This window comes from Kitasatospora sp. NPDC002522 (assembly GCF_053595195.1).
Genome location: NZ_JBSFXE010000006.1, coordinates 47,116 through 68,668, shown reverse-complemented (window position 1 = coordinate 68,668; position 21,553 = coordinate 47,116). Strand labels below are relative to the sequence as shown.

The following is a 21,553-nucleotide window of genomic DNA, read 5'->3' as shown; positions in this document are numbered from 1 at the left end:
CATGAGCGGGAACACCATGAAGGCGGTCACCATCACGGAGTTCGGCGGGCCGGAGGTGCTGACCGTCGAGCAGGTCGCGCGCCCCGAGCCGCTGCCGACCGAGGTGCTGGTACGGGTGCACGCCGCGGGCGTCAACCCGGTGGACTGGAAGACCCGCGAGGGCCAGGGAATGGCGGGACTGCAGACGTTTCCGCTGATCCTGGGCTGGGACGTGTCCGGGGTGGTGGAGGAGGTCGGCTTCGGCGTGACCACGCTGGAGGTCGGCGACGAGGTCTACGGCATGCCGTGGTTCCCGCGCGCCGCCGGCGGCTACGCCGAGTACGTGACCGCACCGGCCCGCCAGTGGGCCCGCAAGCCGGCCACCCTCGACCACGCGCACGCCGCCGCCGTGCCGCTGGCGGCGCTGACCGCCTGGCAGACCGTGGTCGACACCGCCCACGTGCAGGCCGGCCAGCGCGTCCTGATCACGGCCGCCGCCGGCGGGGTCGGCCACTTCGCGGTCCAGTTCGCCCGCCACCTGGGCGCCCACGTGATCGCCACCGCCAGCGCCGCCCGCCACCCCTGGCTCAAGGAACTCGGCGCCGACGAGACCGTCGACTACACCGCCACCCGCTTCGAGCACGCCGTCGCCGACGTCGACGTGGTCATCGACCTGGTGGGCGACGCCCACGACAACACCAGCACCCGCTCGCTGAAGGTCCTGCGCCCGGGCGGCCTGCTGGTCGCCGTCCCGGCCGGCGTCTCCCCGGAACTGGCCGCGGCCGCCGCAGCGGCCGGCGTGCGGGTCACCCCGTACCTGGTCGAGCCGGACGGTCCGGCACTGGCGACGATCGCGGGCCTGATCGACGCCGGCGAGGTCACCGTCGAGGTCGAGGAGACCTTCCCGCTCGACCAGGCCGGCGCGGCCCACGACCGGCTCGGAGCCGGCCGCACCCGCGGCAAGATCGTCCTCACCGTTGCCGACTGAACTTCCTCTCCTGGGAGTTGGGGGTCACGCCGCGCACGACGACATACGGTGTCAGCCCCGGCGGCCGGGGAGCATGGCCAGGGCCCGGGAGCGCTGGGCGACGAGGTCGGCGTAGGTGCCGTCGCGCTCGGCCCAGCGGTGCCCGAGGACGCCCCGCACGAGGACTTCGTGCGGGGTGGGGTCCTGCGAGAGCAGCTGCATGACCTCGGTGGCGAAGTCGTCGAGCGGCAGCGCGTGCGGGTTCACCTTCTCCTGGCCCGCCGTGGCGACGGCCGGGGGGACGAGCTCGACGACGCCGACACCGGTGCCGTCGAGCTGGGCGCGCAGTGCCTCGGAGTACGCGTGCACCGCGGCCTTCGACGCGGCGTAGCTGGGCATGGGAGGGAACGGCAGGAAGGCGATGCCCGAGGTGACGGTGATGAAGGTGCCCTGACCTCGCCGCACCAGGTGCGGGGTGAAGGCGTCGACGACCCGGATCGTGCCGAGCAGGTTGGTGTCGATCGTCGTTGCTGCCGTCGCGAAGTGCGCGGGGTCGCGCAGGTCCTCCAGGAGCATGACGCCCGACATCGTCACCACGGTGTCCAGCTCGGGGTACCGGGCGAGCACGGTGTCCCGGGCAGAGGCGACGGAGGCGCCGTCGGTGACGTCGATGCCGATCGTCGTGAAGCCTTCCGCGGCGAGGTCCGAGAGCGCCTCCGGGCTGCGGCCGCCGACGGCCACGGTGCTGCCCGCCGCAGCGAACCGCCGGGCCAGCTCCCGCCCGATACCCGAGGTTCCGCCGACGACGAGAACGGTGCGGTTGGAGAGATCCACGGGATCTTCCCTTCACTCCAGGGCGCCGTCGGTGCAAGCCCACGGCGCGGCCAGTGATGGTCTCCGTCCCTGTCGGAACGGTGCTCTCGCAGTCTTGGCGACATCCGCCGGACGGGGCAGGGCTCCCGTCTTCCCTGGTCCTGCCAGGGCCCCCGCTGGGACACCCGCACCGGATTACGGTGTCGGCATGAAGGACGACGAATCCGGCAACCGGCTCGGCGGCTACCTCCGCGCCCGGCGCGAGCTGGTCTCCCCGGCGCAGGCAGGACTGCCGCCGGGGGGCAACCGCCGCGTGCCCGGCCTGCGCCGTGAGGAAGTCGCCCTGCTCGCCGGCATCAGTCCGGACTACTACCTCCGTCTGGAACGCGGCCGCGACCGGAACCCCTCACCGCAGGTCCTCGAATCCCTCGCGCGCGTCCTGCACCTCGACGACGTCGAACGGACGTACCTGCTCGGCCTCACGGCGGCACGCCCCAGGGCGCCGCGCCGCAGGCGGCCCGAGCACGTACCGGCGCGGGTGCACGAGCTGCTCGCCCACCTCGAGATCCCCGCGTTCGTCGAAGGGCGCGCGTTCGACGTGCTGGCCTCCAACCGCATGGCGGTCGCGCTCTCGCCGCGCCTGCGGCCCGGCCAGAACCGGCTGCGTTCCCTCCTCCTCGATCCCGAGGAACAGGCCTTCCACCAGGACTGGGCCAGAGCCACCGCCGATTTCGTCGCCGCCCTCCGCACCACGATCGGCGAGGACACCGACAACCCCCGGTTCGTCGAACTCGTCGGCGAACTCGCCCTGTCCAGTCAGCGGTTCCGTACCCTGTGGGCCCGCCACGACGTCCGCACCCTCGACGGAGGCACCACCACGGTCCACCACCCCGTCGTCGGTGACCTGCGCCTCCACCGCGACAAACTCGCCATCGAGGACGTCATCCTCGTCGTCTACTACCCCGACAAGGACAGCGACAGCGACGAGAAGCTGCGGCTCCTCGCCGCACTCTCGCTCCCCGGGTCCACCGACACGGCGTCGTTGTCTCCTTGAGTGGGTGTCAGCGCTCGTCCACGAAGACGTGGGCGGCGGTGAGGCTGACGGGGTCTCTGAGCGGGGACATGCCGCCGGTCAGGCGGGGGTCTCGGCGGTGGCGGTGAGGACCGCGCGGCCGAGGGTGTGGCCGGCCATGGTGAAGCCGAGCACGGCCGGGGTGGCGTCGGCCGCCACGCCGATGGACTCGACGTCGAGGGCGTGCACGACGACGAAGTAGCGGTGCGGGCCGTGCCCGGGCGGCGGGGCGGCGCCGATGTAGCGGGCGGCGCGGGCGTCGTTGGGAAGCTGGAAGGCCCCCTCGGGCAGGCCCGAGCCGGTGTCGTCGCCGGCGCCCTCGGGCAGTTCGGTGACGGTGGCGGGGATGTCGGCGACCGCCCAGTGCCAGAAACCGGAGCCGGTCGGGGCGTCGGGGTCGTAGACGGTGACGGCGTAGCCCTTGGTGCCGTCAGGCGCGCCGCTCCAGGACAGCTGCGGGGAGACGTCCTTCCCGCCCGGGACGCCGAAGATGCCGGAGAACTGCTCGGGCGACCACGCGCCGCCGTCGGTGACGGTGCCGCTGGTGACGGTGAAGGAGGCCGCCTCGGGGAGACGCGCAAAGGGGTCGTTGGCACTCAAAGCGTCGTTCCTTTCGGGCTGTGGGGTGGTGGTGCGGTCAGCCGAGGAGGCGCGGAGCACCTGTCGCCCTCGACTGTTCATGTGATCGACGATATCACTGATAATCGATTATCTGCTCGGCCGTCTATGCTGAGGGCCATGACTCAGGCGGCCCACACCCCCACCTCGGCGGGGAAGCAGATGCTCTCCGAGCAGGTCTACGCGAGCCTTCGGGACGCGATCATGCGCGGGGACTACGGCCCGGGCGTCGCCCTCAAACCGCAGGAGCTCGCCAAGCGACAGGGCGTCAGCCTGGCCGTCGTGCGGGAGGCGCTCCTGCGGGTGGTGGGCGAGGGCCTCGCCGACCGGCTGCCCAACCGCGGCTTCGCCGTGCCGGCCTTCTCCGACCGCCGCTGGCAGGAGATCGGGGAGGCGCGGCGGACCATCGAACCGGCCATGCTGCGGATGTCCATCGCGCGCGGCGACATCGACTGGGAGGCGCGCGTACGAGCGGCCCACCACCGCCTGGCCCGCACTCCCGCGTACGTCCCCGAGGATGGCGAGTACTACAGCGCCGCGTGGTCCGAGGCGCACCGGGTCTTCCACCGGACCCTGTTGGAGGGGTGCGGCAACCCCGTCCTGCTGGAGACCTTCGACCGGATGTGGACCGCGAGCGAGCTCGCCCGCCGCTGGTCGGCGCAGCGCGTCCCCGACCGCGACGGTGCCCAGGAGCACCGTCTGCTGGAGGAGGCGGCACTGGCCCGCGACGCCGACACGGCGGCCGCGGCGCTGGTCCGGCACCTCACGCTGACCGCAGCCGGGCTGGCCGACTCCTCGCCCGAGACCGGACAGACGTGACCGCCCGTCGCCGAGCCGGTGGCCGCCTGGCGTCGTGGGCGGCGGGGAGTTCGGCGAGGGCGGCCTGCGGTGGGCGGGCGGTCTGCGGTGGGCGGGTCAGAGGTTGAACATCCCGGTGTACGGCTGGATGATGCGCTCCTGTCGTGATCCGAAGTCGACCAGTACCGCGGTGTCGCCCTCGACGCCGATGACCCGGCCGAGGCCGTAGGAGTCATGGGTGACGCGGTCGCCGACGGCGAAGTGCTTGCGCGGTGCTTCGGTCCTGGCTTTGAAGGGACTGGTGGGCAGGTGCCGACGGACTGGCTCAGGTTTTCTCATCCGGGCCAGTATGCGCCGCGGGGAGCGGGGTGGGGACGTCCGGAGCGCCCGAATTCCGTGGAGTCCGAAATGCCGGGTGTGTCGAACGGCACCCTCGGGGCGCGGGCCCGGAGGACCGCCGCGGGTCGACCGGCGGACCGGAGCAGGGCATACAACCCGATCAACTGCCCTTCATGAAAGGCCCGTTGACCGACAAGGCGACTTGAAACCGATACCACCGGCGAAAACCCGCCAAAAACTCGGGGGGAGATTTCCGCCCGCTGCGGGCTCGGGGCTGCTACAGTCGAGCGTAGTTGCAGTAGTGGTTCCCATTAACTTTGTGTGCGCCTGCTCTTGTATCGCGGGCGCATTTTTGTTTTCCGGGTGTTTTCCGGGCGGGTTCTCATCGCGGTGACTCGGCGTTCGCAACGTGCGGCCGCCGGAAAGTCCCTTGAAGGAGATTTCTTACATGGCTAATGGCACCGTGAAGTGGTTCAACGCGGAAAAGGGCTTCGGCTTCATCGAGCAGGAGGGTGGCGGCCCGGACGTCTTCGCCCACTACTCGAACATCAACGCCAACGGCTTCCGCGAGCTGCTCGAGGGCCAGAAGGTCGAGTTCGACGTCACGCAGGGCCAGAAGGGCCCGCAGGCCGAGAACATCCGCCCGCTGTAGTTCGCACTGCCGCGGCAATCGCCTGGCAGCGAGGGGCCCGCACCGCGTGTATATCGCCCGGTGCGGGCCCCTCGGCTTTTGGAAGGCTTTCCCATGAACCGTTCCAGTCGCTCGCCGCACCAGAACACCGGCTCCCGGTCCGCTCCGGTCGACGGCTCCGGACGGGAGTTCGCCGTACCGGTGAGCACCGTGCCCGCGCTGCCGGCCGTCGAGTCCTTCGAGGAACTGGACCTGCCGAAGGAACTGCTGTCGATGCTGGGTCGGAAGGGCGTCACCTCGCCGTTCCCGATCCAGGCGGCGACGCTGCCGAGCTCGCTGGCGGGCCGCGACGTGCTGGGGCGGGGCCGCACCGGCTCCGGCAAGACCCTCGCGTTCGGTCTCCCCGTGCTGGCCCGCACCGCCGGGCGGGAGGCCGAGCCGCGCTGCCCGTTGGCGCTGATCCTGGTCCCCACCCGCGAGCTCGCGCAGCAGGTCACCGAGGCACTCACCCCGTACGCCCAGACGACGGGCGTACGGATGGCCACGGTGGTCGGCGGGATGCCGGTCCGCCGGCAGGCGCAGATGCTGAACCGCGGGGCGGAGGTCGTGGTGGCCACGCCCGGCCGGCTCACGGACCTGATCGAGCGTCGGCTCTGCCGACTGGACCGGGTCGAGGTGACCGTCCTCGACGAGGCCGACCAGATGGCCGACATGGGCTTCCTGCCGACGGTCACCGAGTTCCTCGAACAGGTCGCCGACGGCGGCCAGACGATGCTGTTCTCCGCCACGCTGGACCGCAACGTCGACCGCCTGGTGCGGCGTTTCCTGCAGGACCCGGTCACGCACGCGGTGGATCCGTCGGCGGGAGCGGTCAGCACCATGGAGCACCACGTGCTGCACGTGCAGAACGCGGACAAGAACGCCACGATCACCCACATCGCCTCCCGGGACGGCAGGGTGATCATGTTCATCGACACCAAGCACGGCGCGGACCGCCTGGTCGAGAAGCTGCTGGCGAACGGGGTGAAGGCCGCGGCCCTGCACGGCGGCAAGTCCCAGCCGCAGCGCACCCGCACCCTGGAGCAGTTCCGCACCGGGCAGGTGGCCGCGCTCGTCGCGACCGACGTCGCCGCCCGCGGCATCCACGTCGACGGCCTCGACCTGGTGGTCAACCTCGACCCGCCCGCCGACCACAAGGACTACCTGCACCGCGGCGGACGCACCGCCCGGGCCGGCGAGTCCGGCACCGTCGTCACCCTGGTCCTCCCCAACCAGCGGCGCGGGATGGACCGGATGATGAGCACGGCCGGCATCACCCCCGTCACCACCAGGGTCGTCGCCGGCAGTGCGGAACTGGCCCGGATCACCGGCGCCCGGGTGCCCACCGGCGTGCCCGTGGTGGTCCCCGACCCCGTCGTCGAGCGCCCGCGCCACAGCCGGCCGACCGGCCGGAACCGGTCCGGCAGCCCCGGCTCCACCGCCCGCACCCGGCAGACCGCTGACGCCTCGCACGGCACCTCGCGCCGGTCGTACAACGGATAGTCGCGAACGACCGACGACCGGCGGTGTCTCTCGGCGAGCTGACGGTCAGTGAGGTGCGGGCCGGTGGATCCGGGGAACGAAGTGCCGGTCGGCGGCGAGCACGCGAGGGACCGGCCCCGGTCAGGTCGGGAGTAGTGTGGAAGCCACCGGAGACGTTCCGCATGCCGGCACCGGACACTGGCGTCGTCTCCGGCGAACGGCTATCCCGGATCCGGCAAGGCCGGGCTCGGAGACGGGTCTTCGACCATGAATGCGATCGTCGATCGCGATGCACCGACCACGACCGGCCTCGCCCTGCGCCTCCTGCTCGCGCCCGCGGGGGTGAAGCCGGGCCGACTGGACGGCGCCTGGTGGCCCCGGTCCGGTGATCTCCTCCTCGAACTCCCTTCGCTGGCAGCCGAGATGGACGAGCGATGGGGCCGGGTCACGCGGATCACCGTGAATCCCGCGCAGTGGCCGATCATCCCGCGGCGGATTCCGGTCGCGGGCCACGTCATCCACGCGGGCTGGTACACGACCGAGCAGGACAAGCACGTGATCATGCTCTGCTCGTACCGTCGGCGGTTGGACCTCATGGTCGTCCCGCCGCAGACGGACGTGATCGACACGGCCAGGCTCATGGCCGAGGCGTCCGACCCGCGGAACACCAGGACCGCGAGCGAGTTGCTCGCCGGCGAGCCGGTCCGCCGCAGGGAGGGTCCGCGGGTACGCTCCGGCTCGTTGTCGGCGGCGGCCGCGCGCTTCGACGGCGTCCCCGGGGCCGGTCGGCGAGCGGCTTCCGCGCAGCAGCGGGCCGCGTACTGGACGGCGGCCCGGTAGGCGGACGGAGCGTCAGCTCCGGTACGCAGCGAGTCGCGGGTACGCACCCGAATACGGAGTGTGCGGAGTACCGTGGGACGTACAACCGAGGACATTTCGCACACCGGCATCCGCGCCGGCGTCGCCCTGGGTCATGAGTGGTCCCTCAACGGGACCGGACGGGCGGCCCGCCGTGACGTCGATCCCCCTTCCCGTTCCCTCCTCCCCCGGCCGGTGGTCGGTGCCCGGAGTTCCCCTGCTGCCGCGCCTGGCGCTGGAGCCGACGATGTTCAGGGAGGGTGTCTTCGACGGCGCGTGGTGGCCCCGCTCGACCCGGATCGTGACCGAACTTCCCGACCTGGTCACCGCGTTGGGCGCCCACCTGGGCCGGATCGTCCGGGTGGGCCTGGACGCCCTGGCCTGGGACGGCGTGCCCCGCTCCGTCGCGGTCAACGGCGTCATGATCAGGATCAACTGGTTCGACGGCAGCGCCGCCACGATCAGGGTCACCCGGGGTTTCCAGGACCACTTCCTGCTCCTGGTGGTGCCGCCGGACACCTCACCCGGGACGGCCGCGGCCGCGATGGCCGGGGCCTCCGCGACCGGCAACCGCGCGTCGGCGGAGGAACTCCTGCTCGGATGACGTGAGTTGACGCCGGACCGGCGGCCCGGGCGAGCGGTCCTCGGGCCGCTCAGCGCCACTCGATCAGGAACAGCGTGGCGTCGTCGCTGGTACGCCCGCCCCGGCGGGCCTTCAGCGCGTGCGAGAGGGCGCGCACCGTGGCCCGCACGCCCGAGCGGGCGCGCTCGATGCGGTTGACCCAGTCGATCAGCTGCTCCTCGCCGAACTGCTCGCCGCTCGCGCCCCGTTCCTCGACCAGGCCGTCGGTGAAGCACAGCACCCGGTCCCCGTGCCGGAGTTGCCGCTCGCTGATCACCGGCTGCTCGCCGCCGAAGCCGACCGGCAGCGTGGTGGCGCTCTCCAGCCGCTCGACGACCGCGTGGTCGCGGATCAGCAGCGGCTTCGGGTGACCGGCGTTGACCCATTGGAGGCGGCCGGTCACGGTGTCGAGCCGCATCATCTGCGCGGTGACGAAGTGGTCGGGGCCGAACTGCTCGGCGATGGCCCGGTCCATGAAGGCGTAGACCTCGGCGAGTCCGACGTCGGCGCGGCGGGCGTGCCGGTACGCGCCGATGGCCACCGTCGCCATGGTGGCGGCGTCCAGGCCGTGGCCCATGGCGTCGAGGGTGGCCACGTGCAGCACGTCGCCGTTGAGCGCGTAGTCGAAGCTGTCGCCGGCCACCTGGTAGGCGGGCTCCAGGATGCCGGCCACCGCGACCCGGGGGACGGACATCGACAGCGGTGGCAGCAGCGACCACTGGATCTCGGCGGCCACGCTCATCGGCTCCAGCCGCCGGGCCTGGAAGACCAGGTCGGTGTAGCCGCTCCTGGTGATCAGCAGGTCCGCCACCAGGACCGACAGCCGCCGCAACAGCAGCCGGGCGTCGTCACCGACCGCGTCCAGGGTGAGGGCCAGCACCCCCGCCTCGGCACCGATGTCCAGCAGCGGCAGGTACACCCGCACCCCGTCGGCCTGCGGCACCTCCACCGGGACGCCGCGCAGGAACGCCTCGCCCGCCGCGGAGTCCGCGATCGGCACCGGCGGACCCTCGGCCAGGCCGTCGCCGGGGAGCGGGACCAGCACCAGCTGGCCGTAGTCCTGCAGCAGCAACGCCGGCTCCCGGCCGCCCAGCCCGGCCACCGCCGCCACGACCAGCGGGGGGATCAGCGGCGGCGCGAACTCCCCCGCCAGGTCGAGCAGCACGCCCAGCAGGTGTTCCCCGGGCGCCGTCGTCCGGTCCGGCACCGTCGCGGGTCGCCGTCCGCCGTCGCCGCTCACCACATGCCCGCCTCTCCGAACCGCTCCGGGCCCGTCCCCGGCCCGTCGCGGGGGCCGGTCCTCTCCATTACGCCCGAGATCGGCCCGGCACGCCCCCGGGCCGTGACCGGCCGGGTTCGTTCCGGTGGCGCTCAGGGCGTCCGCGCGGCGAGGGCGGTGCGCGCCGCCGGGGCCTGGAGCGGGTTGAACTGCGGGTCGGTGGCGAGGGCTTGGGACAGGTGCGTGCGGGCGTCGGCGGTGCGGCCGAGGGCTTGTTCGATCGCGCCGCGGTGGTAGAGGAACAGGGCGTTGTGCCAGCCGTGGGCCAGCGCCAGGTCGGTGTAGCCGAGTGCCTCGTGGTCGGCGCCGGTGCGGTGCAGGGCCCAGGCGAGGGCGTCGGCGACCAGGACGTTGTGGCGGCGGTCCCATTCGGCCCGGAGCAGCCGGACGGCCGCGGCGGGGTCGCCGTGGTCGGCCTCGAACTGACCGAGGGTCAGGTCGTCGACGACGCCGCTCGCGGCGGCCAGGTCGGACTCGGCGCGCAGCAGCCGGTACTGCTCCTGGGCCTGCTCGCGGTGACCGAGGGACTCCTGGAGTTCGCCGAGTTCGAGGAGGTACTGGGGCAGGGGCACCTTGGCCGTGGCCTGTGCGTAGTGCGCGAGGGCGTCGTCGGTGCGGCCTAGCGCCGCTTCGGCGCGGGCCTGGCCGGCCAGGGCGGCGGTGTACGCCGGGTCGGCGGCCAGGGCGCGCCGGTAGCCGTCGAGGGCGTCGGCCGGGCGGCCGGCGTTCCGGTCGAGTTCGGCGATCTGGTACCGGCAGAACGCCTGGTCAGCGGGGTCGTAGGCGCCGGCGAGGGCCTGGCGCAGGGCGTTCTGGGCGTCCTCGGGGCGGCCGCGCTGCTCCAGGTCGTAGGCGGCGCGGGTGAAGGACGCGGTGCCCGGGTGGAGGTCGAGGAGGTGCTGGGCGGCTTCGGTGGCGCCGGTGTCGTCGCCGAGCTGGGTGCGGGCGTCGGTGAGGACGGCCCAGGCCGGCCAGTGCAGCGGCGCGGCGGTGAGGGCCCGCTGGGCGTAGTCGGCGGCGTCGGCGAAGCGGTGGCGGGCGTTGGCGAGCGCGCCGAGGCCGGTGAGTGCGTCGGTGTTGTCCGTGGGGGCGAGGGTGAGCGAGCGGTGCAGCGCTTCGTCGGCCTTCGGGTAGTACGAGGCGTCCGCGGTCAGCCGGGCCTGCTCGACGTACTCGCCGCCGAGCCTCGCCCAGACCGGGGCGTCCTCCGGGCGGGAGCGCAGGTGCCGCTGGTCGGCGTCGATCGCCGCGCTCAGGGTGGACCTCGCGGGCGGTGCGGCGTGCGGTGCGGTGGGCACGCGGGCGGGCGTCGGCCGGCCGGTGAGGGTGCCGGCGTAGGCGAGGCCGGCGCACAGGGCGGCGGCGGTCAGCAGCAGGGGCAGGCGGCGCACGGCGGGTTTCCCTCGGGCGAGGAGCGGGCGGCGGCCCCGGGGCGGGCCGCCGCACTGGGGTGTCACTTCTGGTTGACGGCCTTGTCGTAGGGCAGGGCGAGGTAGGGGAAGGTCGCGCCGAACGGCTTGTCGGTGGTGTCGACCTTGTCCCCGGCGGCGAGTGCGGCGATCAGGTGGCCCGGAGTGGCGCCTTCGACGACCTGCAGCGCGATGTCGAGGACGTCGTCGGTGAGGCGGCGGCCGTTGGGGAAGCCCTGGAAGTCGCCGTTGAGGATGCCGAGGCGGTCCGGGTTCGGCGTCACCGGGGTGGTCAGGTTGAGGCGCAGCTCCTCGGCGGGGACGAACCGCTTCGGGTCGATGTCCTGGTTCATCAGCTGGGAGTTCAGGTCGACGGCGAACGGGCCGTTCGCGGCCTTGGCGATGCCGGTCAGGAAGATCTCCTGCAGGTCGGTGCGCGGCGTGGCGGGCGCGGGCAGCCCGTAGATCGCCTGGACCAGCTTGGGCACCTCGGGGTCGAGGACTTTGGCGACGACGGCGGGCTGGTTGTGGTCCTCGGACGGGGGCAGCGCGTTGAAGGCGTCCTTCAGCCCGGCCGGGAGGACGACCTCGTTGACCAGCGGGTTGCCGAGGCGGGAGACCTGCACGTACTTGCCGGCCGGGTCGGCTTTGCCGGGGCTGAGCTTCAGGGTCTGCTTCTCGGTGCTCGACCAGATGCCGATGACGGGGTTGCGGTTCGGGTCGCCCTTGTAGGCGAGGCGGGTCTTGGGGATCTGCAGGGCAACGGAGTTGACGTTGTATCCGGCCAGCGTGTTCTGGCCGACCTCGGAGAGGTTGCCGCCGTACAGCAGGTCGAAGACCCGCAGGTCGAGGAAGAACGGGTCGGCGGCCTGGGTGGCCACGGTCTGCCCGCCGCCCGGGAGTTGGACGGTGGCCTGCTGGCGCAGCCGGCCGTAGTCGGGCATCGAGGCTCGGCCGGTGTCGGACGGCGCGGCCTGGCCGTGCTCGACGAGGGTGACCGGTTCGCAGTCGGGCCGCAGTTCCTGGAGCGTGTAGTACTGGTGGAAGCGCAGGGTCGGGTCGGAGAGGTTGTTCACCGGCCCGTTGTCGTAGAGGAAGGTGTCGGTGCCGCGGAGGTCCTCGGTGTGGAAGGTCCACCGGTAGGTCAGGTCCGGGTGGCCGGTGCCCTGGGAGTCGATGTTGACGTCGTAGTGCGCGCCGTCCGCCCAGGGGTAGAAGTTCGGGCCGCCGTTGGGCTCCTGGAACGGCAGCCAGTTGGCGATCAGCGTGACGGTGTCGGGGTTGTCCGGGCTGGTGAAGGCGTACACGTCGGTGTTGTCGACCTGCGGGTCGGCGGCGATCAGCGGGGCCTCGCGGTGGCTGGACGCCGACGAGGTGCCGGCGCCCGCGCCGAGCAGGGCGGTGCCGGCCATGCCGAGGGCGAGGGCGGTGAGGATCGCTGCCCCGCGGGCCGCCGGGCGGCGGCGGGCGGATCGGCCAAGAAGGCTCATCAGGAGTCTCCGATTTCCTTGACACGGAACGGTGGTCCGTGTCCGTACGGGATGCGGTGGGTGGGGGTGTCGTCCGGCGGTCGGCCGACTCGTACTGTCCTCCGCCGTCGTTCGCGGTTCGTCGCAGACGGGGCGCCGGTCGGGCCCGGCCACCCTTACGGCCCACTTCGATCACCCGTCCGGCCGCGTGGCCCGGCCGCGCCGGTGGACACGGTGATCGCCCGGCCGCGACAGTGTGCGGGCCCAGCGCCGAAACCCTGCCGCGCCGCCGGCCCGCACGGGGCACCCGCGCCCACCGCCGTTCCGCTCCCGGAGGCCTTGCGTGGCAGTCCGCCGAACCCGTCGCACCCTCGCCCGAACCGGCGCGGCCCTCGCCGCCGCCCTCGCCGTGACCGCGCTGTCCGCCCCCGCCGCGCTGGCCCACCCGCTCGGCAACTTCTCGGTCAACCACTACCTCGGGCTCACCGTCGCCGCCGAGGGCGTCGACGCCCTCGCCGTCACCGACCTGGCCGAGATCCCCACCCTGCAGGCGCAGGACGCCACCGACACCGACCGCGACGGCACCGTCGACGACGGCGAACGCGCCGCCCACGCCACCCGTCAGTGCGAGGATGCCGCCCACCGGATCCGCCTCACCGCCGGCGGCGACCCCGCACCGTGGACCGTCACCGCGGCCTCGTTCACCTACCAGGACGGCGCGGCGGGCCTGCGCACCAGCCGCCTCGAATGCCGGCTGCACACCGACCGGCACCCCGCGCAGGACGGCACGGACTTCCGCGTCGAGACCGGGGCGGACCCGTCGCGGGTCGGCTGGAACGAGATCACCGCCGCGGGTGACGGCGTCACCGTGGACCGCTCCGACGTCCCGGCCGCGTCCGTCAGCCGTGAACTGCGCGACTACCCGCGGGACTTGCTGGACACACCCGCGGGCGTCACGACCGCCGCCTTCCACGCCCGTCCCGGCGCAGGTCCGGGAGCCGCCGCACGCGCCTGGGGTGCGACCGCCACCGGCGCGAACGCCTGGCTGGCCGCGCTCGACGCCCGGCTGGCCGCCCTCGGCACCGCCCGGCACCTGACCCTGCCCCTGGGTCTGCTCGCCGTCCTGCTCTCGGTCGTCCTCGGCGCGGGCCACGCCCTGCTGCCCGGCCACGGCAAGACCGTCATGGCCGCCTACCTCGCCGGGAAGCGGGGCCGCCCGCGCGACGCCGTCACGGTGGGCGCCACCGTCACCGTCACGCACACCGCGGGCGTCCTGGTCACCGGACTGCTGCTGACCACGTTCTCCGCACTCGCCGGCGACCGCCTGCTGGCCCGCCTCGGCGCCCTCAGCGGCGCCCTGGTGCTCCTCGTCGGCGCGCTGCTGCTGAGGGACGCGGTGCGGTCACGCCGCCGGGGCCCCGCCACGGCGCAGCTACCGGAGATCGCGGAGCAGCGACAGCCCGAACCGCAACCCGTCCTGGCCGGCACGGCCACCGGCCGCACCGACCCGCCCGCCACCCACCACCACGGGCACGGGCACGGGCATGGGCACGACCACCACGAGCACGGGCACGGGCACGGGCACGGGCACGGGCACGACCACGACCACGCGCACGACCACGGGCACCACCACGGACTGTTCGGCCACCACCACGGGCGGGACCCGGGAACGGACCGTCGCAGGCTGATCGGCCTGGGGGTCGCCGGCGGGCTGGTGCCGAGCCCCTCCGCCCTGGTGGTGCTGCTCGGTGCGGTGGCCCTCGGCCGCACCCTGTTCGGCGTGGCCCTGGTGATCGGCTACGGGGTCGGCATGGCCGCGACCCTCACCGGAGCGGGCCTGCTGCTGGTCGGCCTCGGCCACCGGCTGGGACCGCTCACCGCCCGCCCGGCGCTCGCCCGCCTTCGGAACCTCGGCGCGTACGGCGCCGTGCTGACCGCGTTGCTGGTGCTCGCCGTCGGCGCGGGCATGGTCCTGCGCAGCCTGCCGTCCGCCCTCTGACGACCTGTCGGGAGAACCCCATGCGCACGACGCCCACCCGGTGCCTCGTCCTCGCCGCGCTGCCCGTCCTGTTCCTGGCCGGCTGCGCCGGCCCGAGCCGCGGCAGCCTCGACACCCAGCCCGCCACGCCGTCACCCAGCTGCCTCGCGCACCAGACCCGCGAACCCGCCGAGCGGTACACCGCCGGCCGGAGCGCCGACACCACCGCGGTGCTGGAGATGATGCGCTACTACACCGCCAACGGCCGCACGCCCTACTGCGACGGGAAGCCGCCCACGGCGGCGGACCGTGCCTGGCAGCAGCTCTACACCCGGCTCGGCGGCGACCCCGCCCACCTCGAACCGCGCTGATCCCGACCCGCTCCGAACCGCCGTTGCGCCGATCGGATGGTCTCCCCCGCCGGCAGCACGGGCCCCGTCCCCCTCGGCCGTCCCCCCTCCGCCGTTCGCGGTCCGCCGTTTGGCGGATGATGGCGGCACCTGACGTGAGGGGCGGCGACGTGACAGACAGCGAATCCTTGGCCCGGACGGACCCGGACGGGTCCCGGGCGGCGGTGCCCGGGCCGCGGGCGCGGATTTCGGGCAGGGGAGGAAGCGGGCGGTGGCGGCGGGTGGCCGTGCTGGTGGCCGTCCTCCTGCTGCTGTGCCTCCCGCCCTGGTGGATGCTGTTCGGCTCGGCCGGCTGGCCGTGGCCGGTCTCCGTCGCCGGCACGGTGGTCCTCGCCGCGTGGCTGGTCTGCTTCCCCCTGCTGATGGTCGCGGGGCACGGGCCGCGGCGGGTCGACCGGGCGGCGCGGCTCGCGGACACCTCGCTCGGCGTGATGTGGGTGCTGTTCACCTGGTCGGTACTGGGCGGCCTGGTCGACCTCGTGCTGGTCGGGCTCGACGTGGGCGGCGCCGGGCGGGCCCGGCTCGTGGCCCTGGCCGTCGCCGCGGTGTCGGCCGGATTGCTGGGCTGGGGACACTACGAGGCGATGCGGGTGCCCCGGGTGCGGCGGCTGGACGTGCATGTCCCGCGCCTCGGGGCAGGCCTCGACGGCACGCGGGTCGTGGTGCTGGCCGACACCCACTACGGGCCGATCGACCGGGCGGCCTGGTCCGCCCGGGTCACCGAGGCGGTCAACGCGCTCGACGCGGACGTCGTGGTGCACGCCGGGGACATCGCGGACGGCACCCCCGCCCAGCGTCGGGAGCAGTCCGCGCCGCTCGGGGCGGTCCGCGCGCGGCTGGCCCGGGTCTACGTGACGGGGAACCACGAGTACGGCGGGGAGGCCCAGGGCTGGCTGGACCGGATGGCGGAGCTGGGCTGGGAGCCGCTGCACAACCGGCACGTCGTGGTGGAGCGCGGCGGGGACGCCCTGGTGCTCGCCGGGGTGGACGACGTCACTGCGGCGTCCTCCGGCCTGGCCGGTCACCGCGCGAACCTGCTCGGCGCGCTGGAGGGCGCGGACCCCGACCGTCCGGTGCTGCTCGTCGCCCACCAGCCGAAGTTCGTCCCGCAGGCCGCCGCGGCCGGCGTCGACCTCCAGGTCTCCGGGCACACCCACGGCGGCCAGATCTGGCCGTTCAACTTCCTGGTCCGCCTGGACCAGCCGGTGGTGCACGGCCTGAGCCGGCACGGGGAGCGCACCCAGCTCTACACCAGTCGCGGCACCGGCTTCTGGGGCCCGCCGTTCCGGGTGTTCGCACCGAGCGAGATCACCCTGCTCACCCTGCGCGCGGGCGACGCGCCGACCGAAGCGTCGTAGCCGACGGCGCGTCACCCGGGGCGGGCCGGCCGGCTCAGCGGCCGAGGGCCGCCAGGACCTCGCGCAGTTGGGCGAGCGGTTCCGGTCCGCAGACCCGGACCACCACGGTCTGGGCGCCCGCGGCGCCGAGGGCGCGGAGCGCCGCCGCGGCCTCGGCCGCCGTACCGCCGGCCGCGAAGGTCGCCGACTCGTCGCGGCCCAGCCACTGCGCGTGGCCGGCGACGGCGTCGCGCAGGGCCGGAGCCGCCGCCTCGCCGACGCCCAGGAAGGTGAAGGCGGTGATGGTGTGCTCGGCGTCCGCGCCGCCGCGCTCCGCGGCGGCGCGGACCGTGCGGAGGTCGTCCGGGCCGTGGCCCTCGGCCACCAGGGTGCCCTGGGCGGCGCGGCCGGCCAGTTCCAGGGACTTGGGCGAGACCACGCCGGCGATCACCGGGGGCACCGCGTCCTTCTCCGGCGGGTGGACCAACTCGACGCCGTCGATGTGCAGTTCACGCCCGTCCACGGTGACGCGCTCGCCGCGCAGCAGCCCGCGCACCGCCGTCAGGGTCTCCTCCAGCAGGGACAGCGGCGAGCGCGGGGCGACGCCGACCTGCCGCATCCACTCGCGGACGCCATGGCCGATCCCGGCCACCAGCCGGCCCGGGAAGACCCGGGCGAGGGTGGCCACCTCCATCGCCAGCAGCGCGGGGCTGCGCAGCGGGGCGGGCGCGATGCCGATGCCGACCCGCAGCCGCCCGGTCGCCGCGAGGGCCACCGCCGCCGCCGAGATCCCGCCGTTCCAGCCCAGGTCCTCGACGACCCAGAGGTCGTCCGCCCCGAGCGCCTCGACTTCCCGCGCGAAGGCGGGCAACCCGGCCGGGTCCCAGGAGCGGTCGTACATCACACCGATTCGAAAGGCCGTCATGGGCGGCCAAACTACCTCTGTACACGTCCGTGCGCAGCCCCCTGACGGCGGGTCAGCCGCGCGCGCGAGGTGCGGCCGGCTACCCGTCGGCCTTCGGCGCGGTGAGCAGCCAGGTCACCGGGCGGGCGGGGTCCGGGTCGTAGCGGCAGGTGCTGCCCGTGTGGACGGTGTCGCGGAGGAGTCTGGCCAGGGTGGGGTCGTGGCTCGCGATGCGGTCGAGGGCGGCGACGAGGGCTTTGCGGACGGCGACTCTGGCGCGTTCGTCGGTGGAGCCGAAGCGGCGCGGTCGGCCGCCGAGGCCGGTGGCGGTGCGGATCTCGGCGAGGAGTGCCTCGCGTTCCGGTCGGAGACGGTCGAGGCCGGCCTGGTCGGACCAGGAGGCGGCGGCGTCGAGTTCGGCGTCGATCTCGTGCAGGCGGCGGCGGTAGGCGGCGAGGGCCTGCCGGTCGGCGATCTCCGCGGTGTCGGACTCGGTGACGGCGACCCCGGAGTGGCCGGCTGCCGCGGCGGACAGGTCGAGCGCGCCGAGGTCGGTCCCGGGGCTGCCGAGCAGCGCGTGCAGGTAGTGCAGGCCCTTGAGGTCGGGCAGCGCGAACGCCGCGCCGTCGTCGCCGACCAGCCAGCCGGGCCCGTCGGCCCGGTGGAACGGGTGCAGGTGGACGGTGCGGGAGCGCGCCGCCGGGGGCGGGGCGGGCGCGGCGAGGCGGTCCAGCCACCAGGTGGCACCGATGCGCTGGTAGGCGGTGGCCGCGGCGCGGCGCGAGTCGGCGGCGCCGGGCAGGCCGAGGGCCGCCTGCGCGCGGTGCAGGTAGTCGTCGACCACGCCGTGGAAGGTGACCGCGCCGGCGTTGAGCACGGCTCGGCCGGCGAAGGGCGCCAGGAGCCGGGCGCCCTCGGCGGCGAGGTCGCGGCGGTGCAGGGCCGCCGCGACCTCGGTGAGGCAGGCGACGACGAGCAGGAAGTCGACGTCGCGGGCCACGGTGGCGAATCCCGCGCCCGCGAGGCGGTCGAGCAGGCGCAGCGCCCGCTCGGCCTCGCCGGCGGCCAGCCGGAGCACGGCGGCCTCGGCGGACACCGACGGCACGGCCTCGACGTCGCCGAACTCCTCGAAGGCAGCGGCCTCCTGACGGAGCGTCGCGATGTCGCCGAGCCGGCGGGCCCGGGCGGCGGTGAGGGCGTGGACCACCGCCTCCAGGTCGGGTTCGGCGGCCCGGGCGCCGAAGTCGCGGGCCGCGGCGAGGAGTCGGTCGGCCACCGCGACATCGCCGCTGACCAGGGCGAACGCGGCGCGGCGCGATGCGGCGAAGAAGGCGTGGCGTGCCCGGCCGGACTCCTCGGCGAGCGTGTCGAGCGCGCGCAGTTGGCGCTGCACGGCGACCACGTCCAGGCTCTCCCAGGCCGTGGTCAGCCGCCACAGGTGGCCGGTCAACCGGCGTTCGGGGTCGGTGAGATGGGCCGTCGTGTCGGCCAGGCGCTCGGCGAGGGCCCGGCGCTCGGCGAAGTCGTCGGGTCCCCAGTGCGCGACCAGTGCGGCGTCCAGCGCCTCGGCGAGGACGTCGGGATCGCCCAGCTCGTCCGCGAGGGCCACCGCCTCCCGGGCGAAGGCCGTCGCCCGTGCGGCGTCGCCGCCGTACACCCAGGCCCGGGCCAGGGCGGCGGCCAGGCGGCAGCGGCTCACCGGGGTGACGGCGGCCGCGTACGCCTGGTGGATCAGCGCCGGGATCTGTCCCGGGTGGACGCCGAACCGCAGGGCGGACGGCAGATCGAGCGCGGCCACGGCCATCAGCTCGGCGTCGCCCGTCTCCCGCGCCCGCTCGTAGGCCGCCAGCAGCCTGCGCCGGGTGGCGGCGGCCGGCGCCGACTCGGCCTCCATGCGGGCGATCGTACGGTCGGGGGCCGCCGGTGGCGGTCAGGCGCGCAGGAGGCGGACGGCCTGCGCGTGGGCGGTGACGCGGGCGCGGTCCCAGTCGCCGGTGCAGTAGACCGACAGCTCGCGGATCGACCCGTCGGCGACGTCGGCGCGGAACAGCTCCCGGCAGTACCAGGACTCCCCGTCCTGCTCCCAGCGCTCCTCGACCTCCAGCACGAAGCCCGTGGCGGTCGCGTCGAACCGCGTCCGGGGCACCCGCCCCGGCCCCGGGTGCCCGGCCAGGCGCAGCGCGACCACGTCGTCGACGCCCCTCGCCTGCAGCCGCCACTGCGGCATCGTGAAGTCGCAGAAGACGTCGCGAGCGAACAGCCCGGCCGGCGGCGTCCCGGACTCCAGGAACGTGACGAAGTCCCCGGCCAGTTCGCGGACGGCGGTGTCGGCGGCGGGGCGGGTCTCGGACTCCACCTCACGTGTGGTCGTCATGATGACCTCCGGTCTCTCGAAGCGGTCACCCCGTAGGCGTGAGGTTCGGCCGTCACGGTGTGACCTCACCGCGGACAGGAGTCAACGCAGGTGACGGATGTGTCGTCGTGGGCCGGGGCGGGAGGCGGTGCGCCTGGCGTTCCGGAGGTCAGCGGACGGCATTCAGCCGGAGTACACGCCGTTTCCACGTCGGATCACGAGAGTTCCGCCCCGTGCCTAACTCACACTCGCGTGTCGGCGTCGCCTCTGCGTGCGCCACGGCTCTGACGTTTTCCGGACTGGCTGTCACCGGGCTGCTGGTCGCGCAGCCCGCGGCGGCCGCGGATCCGACCGGTTACCAGAACGTTCGGATCAACGAGGTCACCTCCTCGAACAACGACACGGTGGAGCTGTTCAACGCCGGCTCCACGGCGGTGAGCATCAGCGGCTGGAAGATGTCCGACGACAGCTTCTCGCCGCAGTCGTTCAGCCCGTCGTCCAGCACGATCGCGGCCGGCGGTTTCGTCACCTTCAACTCGCCCAAGGGCCTCGGTGACGTCGACAAGCTGGTGATCTACACGGCCGACGGCACGGTGGTCGACCGCGTGGAGTGGGCGAGCGGCAAGGCGAAGCCGGCGATGGCCCGGTGCGGCGGCGACGGCATCGGGACGTGGGTGACCGTGACCACGGCGACCACGTTCGGCTCCGCGAACGCCTCCGGCTGCCCGTCGGTGCCGGCGGCGAGCAAGGTCCGGATCAACGAGGTCAGCTCGGACGGCGCGGACACCGTGGAGCTGTACAACAGCGGGACCAGCGCGGTCAGCATCGGTTCGTGGAAGTACGTCGACAACGACACCACGCACTCCGCGGCGTCGATCTCGTCCTCCTCGCCGAGCGCGACCAGCATCCCCGCGGGCGGCTACGTCACGTTCAGCTCCACCATCGGCCTGGGCGGCAACGACTCGCTGTTCCTGATCGACGGCAGCGGCAACACCATCGACTCGGTGACCTGGGCGGCCAACGGCGCCACGCCGTCGGACGAGCGGTGCACCCCCGGCTTCCAGACCGCCGCGACCGCGACGTTCGGCGCCGCGAACTCCTGCTCGGGCAGCGGCGGAGGCGGCGGCCAGACGGGCCAGCTGCTGGGTGGCGGCGGCGCGCTCACCAGCGGCTGCACCCCCGAGGCCCCCGGCGGTACGGGTTCCACCCCGTCGGGCACCCTGGCCTGGCCGGGTGGGCTGGACGTCACCATCGCGGACAACGTCTGCGCGTTCACCACGTCCACCGGTCCCGAGGGCCGGGACGTGAGCGGTCTGGCCTTCGACCCGGCGAACCCGTCGGTGCTGTGGGCCGCCAAGAACAAGAACTGGCTGTTCAAGCTGGTCAAGAGCAACGGCAAGTGGGTCCCGGACGCGACCTGGAGCGCGACCGGCAAGCAGATCCGCTTCTCGGGCGGCTCCGGCCAGCCGGACTCCGAGGGTCTGACGGTCGGCGCCAACGGCCACGTCTACGTGACCTCCGAGCGCGACAACACCAACAACACGGTCCCGAAGGACACCGTCCTGGAGTTCGACCCGGCCGCGACCGGCAGCACCCTGACGCCGCTTCACCAGTGGGACATGACCGCGCAGTTCCCGCAGCTGAACACCGGCAGCAAGGACGACGCCAACCTGGGCTTCGAGGGCGTCGGCTACGTGCCGGACAGCTGGCTGACCGCGAACGGCTGGGTCGACCCGCTGACCGGCGCCGCGTACGACCCGGCGAACTACCCGCTGCACGGCGCGGGCCTGTTCTTCGCCGGCCTGGAGTGGGACGGCTCGCTGCACGTCTACGGCCTGAACTCCGACGGCAGCTTCACCACCTTCGGCACCGTCGCGACCGGCAAGGCCGGCGTGATGGACGTGATGTTCGACGCCGGGACCCAGCGCATCGTCGCGACCTGTGACAACACCTGCGGCGAGACCCACACCTTCATGAAGGTCAACACCAGTGGCGCGCTCGTCCCGGACGTGACCTACGGCAACCCGGCCGTCATGCCGGTCGACAACCTGGAGGGCTTCGCCCTCGCGCCGACCTCCACCTGCGTCAACGGCTTCCGCGAGGCGGTCTGGTCGGACGACGGCATCTACGGCTTCGGCTCGGGCAGCTCGTCCTACGGCCACGCCCTCTACAGCGGCACCTTCCGCTGCTGATCCC

20 protein-coding genes are annotated in these 21,553 nt (G+C 73.7%); 11 read left to right on the top strand and 9 right to left on the bottom strand.

The genetic code is table 11. From position 1 onward, the window contains the following. Position 1 precedes the first annotated feature (1 nt). Positions 2-967, top strand: coding sequence for an NADP-dependent oxidoreductase (locus ACWD4U_RS06605; RefSeq protein ID WP_363461048.1), 966 nt, complete (start codon positions 2-4; stop codon positions 965-967). A gap of 51 nt (positions 968-1,018) precedes the next feature. Here ACWD4U_RS06605 and ACWD4U_RS06600 read toward each other — a convergent pair whose 3' ends face one another. Then, the gene (locus ACWD4U_RS06600; protein ID WP_363461050.1) at positions 1,019-1,780 is read right to left on the bottom strand and encodes an SDR family oxidoreductase; all 762 of its coding nucleotides are present in this window, start codon (positions 1,778-1,780) and stop codon (positions 1,019-1,021) included. 187 nt (positions 1,781-1,967) lie between these two features. On the opposite strand from ACWD4U_RS06600, the gene ACWD4U_RS06595 reads away from it, so the two are divergent. Further along, a complete protein-coding gene (locus ACWD4U_RS06595; protein ID WP_363461052.1) occupies positions 1,968-2,813 on the top strand; it encodes a helix-turn-helix transcriptional regulator in 846 nt (281 codons plus the stop codon). Between the two features lie 78 nt (positions 2,814-2,891). On the opposite strand, the gene ACWD4U_RS06590 is transcribed toward ACWD4U_RS06595, so the two are convergent. Further along, positions 2,892-3,431, bottom strand: a complete 540-nt coding sequence (locus ACWD4U_RS06590) for a YbhB/YbcL family Raf kinase inhibitor-like protein (RefSeq protein WP_363461054.1) — start codon at positions 3,429-3,431, stop codon at positions 2,892-2,894. 138 nt (positions 3,432-3,569) lie between these two features. Here ACWD4U_RS06590 and ACWD4U_RS06585 point away from each other — a divergent pair, with 138 nt between their 5' ends. After that, on the top strand, positions 3,570-4,268 hold the full coding sequence (locus tag ACWD4U_RS06585) for a GntR family transcriptional regulator (protein ID WP_363461056.1): 699 nt from the start codon (positions 3,570-3,572) through the stop codon (positions 4,266-4,268). A gap of 96 nt (positions 4,269-4,364) precedes the next feature. On the opposite strand, the gene ACWD4U_RS06580 is transcribed toward ACWD4U_RS06585, so the two are convergent. Then, positions 4,365-4,586 carry a hypothetical protein gene (locus tag ACWD4U_RS06580; protein WP_363461057.1) on the bottom strand — a complete coding sequence of 74 codons (222 nt, stop codon included), beginning with the start codon at positions 4,584-4,586 and terminating at the stop codon, positions 4,365-4,367. 448 nt (positions 4,587-5,034) lie between these two features. Between ACWD4U_RS06580 and ACWD4U_RS06575 the strand changes: the two genes are divergently transcribed. From ACWD4U_RS06575 to ACWD4U_RS06560, 4 genes are all read left to right on the top strand, one after another. Continuing rightward, a complete protein-coding gene (locus ACWD4U_RS06575; protein WP_030918248.1) occupies positions 5,035-5,238 on the top strand; it encodes a cold-shock protein in 204 nt (67 codons plus the stop codon). Positions 5,239-5,331: 93 nt separating this feature from the next. Further along, entirely contained in the window at positions 5,332-6,759 is a 1,428-nt protein-coding gene (locus ACWD4U_RS06570) for a DEAD/DEAH box helicase (protein WP_363461059.1), read from the top strand. A gap of 246 nt (positions 6,760-7,005) precedes the next feature. Further along, the gene (locus ACWD4U_RS06565) at positions 7,006-7,578 is read left to right on the top strand and encodes a DUF5994 family protein (protein WP_363461061.1); all 573 of its coding nucleotides are present in this window, start codon (positions 7,006-7,008) and stop codon (positions 7,576-7,578) included. Positions 7,579-7,711: 133 nt separating this feature from the next. Next, the gene (locus ACWD4U_RS06560; RefSeq protein ID WP_363461063.1) at positions 7,712-8,200 is read left to right on the top strand and encodes a DUF5994 family protein; all 489 of its coding nucleotides are present in this window, start codon (positions 7,712-7,714) and stop codon (positions 8,198-8,200) included. 49 nt (positions 8,201-8,249) lie between these two features. Here ACWD4U_RS06560 and ACWD4U_RS06555 read toward each other — a convergent pair whose 3' ends face one another. The 3 genes from ACWD4U_RS06555 to ACWD4U_RS06545 form a co-directional block, all read right to left on the bottom strand. Then, entirely contained in the window at positions 8,250-9,458 is a 1,209-nt protein-coding gene (locus ACWD4U_RS06555) for a PP2C family protein-serine/threonine phosphatase (protein ID WP_363461065.1), read from the bottom strand. A 131-nt stretch (positions 9,459-9,589) separates the two neighbouring features. Further along, positions 9,590-10,888 carry a tetratricopeptide repeat protein gene (locus tag ACWD4U_RS06550; RefSeq protein ID WP_363461067.1) on the bottom strand — a complete coding sequence of 433 codons (1,299 nt, stop codon included), beginning with the start codon at positions 10,886-10,888 and terminating at the stop codon, positions 9,590-9,592. 62 nt (positions 10,889-10,950) lie between these two features. Beyond that, positions 10,951-12,396, bottom strand: coding sequence for a DUF4331 domain-containing protein (locus ACWD4U_RS06545; RefSeq protein ID WP_363461069.1), 1,446 nt, complete (start codon positions 12,394-12,396; stop codon positions 10,951-10,953). A gap of 322 nt (positions 12,397-12,718) precedes the next feature. Here ACWD4U_RS06545 and ACWD4U_RS06540 point away from each other — a divergent pair, with 322 nt between their 5' ends. The 3 genes from ACWD4U_RS06540 (at position 12,719) to ACWD4U_RS06530 (ending at position 16,121) form a co-directional block, all read left to right on the top strand. After that, on the top strand, positions 12,719-14,374 hold the full coding sequence (locus ACWD4U_RS06540) for a high frequency lysogenization protein HflD (protein ID WP_363461071.1): 1,656 nt from the start codon (positions 12,719-12,721) through the stop codon (positions 14,372-14,374). Between the two features lie 20 nt (positions 14,375-14,394). Further along, positions 14,395-14,724 carry a hypothetical protein gene (locus ACWD4U_RS06535; protein WP_363461073.1) on the top strand — a complete coding sequence of 110 codons (330 nt, stop codon included), beginning with the start codon at positions 14,395-14,397 and terminating at the stop codon, positions 14,722-14,724. Between the two features lie 119 nt (positions 14,725-14,843). Further along, positions 14,844-16,121 carry a metallophosphoesterase gene (locus ACWD4U_RS06530; protein ID WP_449787130.1) on the top strand — a complete coding sequence of 426 codons (1,278 nt, stop codon included), beginning with the start codon at positions 14,844-14,846 and terminating at the stop codon, positions 16,119-16,121. A 34-nt stretch (positions 16,122-16,155) separates the two neighbouring features. On the opposite strand, the gene ACWD4U_RS06525 is transcribed toward ACWD4U_RS06530, so the two are convergent. The 3 genes from ACWD4U_RS06525 to ACWD4U_RS06515 form a co-directional block, all read right to left on the bottom strand. After that, a complete protein-coding gene (locus tag ACWD4U_RS06525) occupies positions 16,156-17,025 on the bottom strand; it encodes an LLM class flavin-dependent oxidoreductase (protein WP_449787123.1) in 870 nt (289 codons plus the stop codon). Between the two features lie 79 nt (positions 17,026-17,104). After that, a complete protein-coding gene (locus ACWD4U_RS06520) occupies positions 17,105-18,898 on the bottom strand; it encodes a hypothetical protein (protein ID WP_363459700.1) in 1,794 nt (597 codons plus the stop codon). A gap of 36 nt (positions 18,899-18,934) precedes the next feature. Then, positions 18,935-19,378, bottom strand: coding sequence for a hypothetical protein (locus tag ACWD4U_RS06515; protein WP_363459701.1), 444 nt, complete (start codon positions 19,376-19,378; stop codon positions 18,935-18,937). A gap of 212 nt (positions 19,379-19,590) precedes the next feature. On the opposite strand from ACWD4U_RS06515, the gene ACWD4U_RS06510 reads away from it, so the two are divergent. Then, a complete protein-coding gene (locus ACWD4U_RS06510) occupies positions 19,591-21,549 on the top strand; it encodes a lamin tail domain-containing protein (protein WP_363459702.1) in 1,959 nt (652 codons plus the stop codon). The last annotated feature ends 4 nt before the right edge of the window (positions 21,550-21,553 follow it).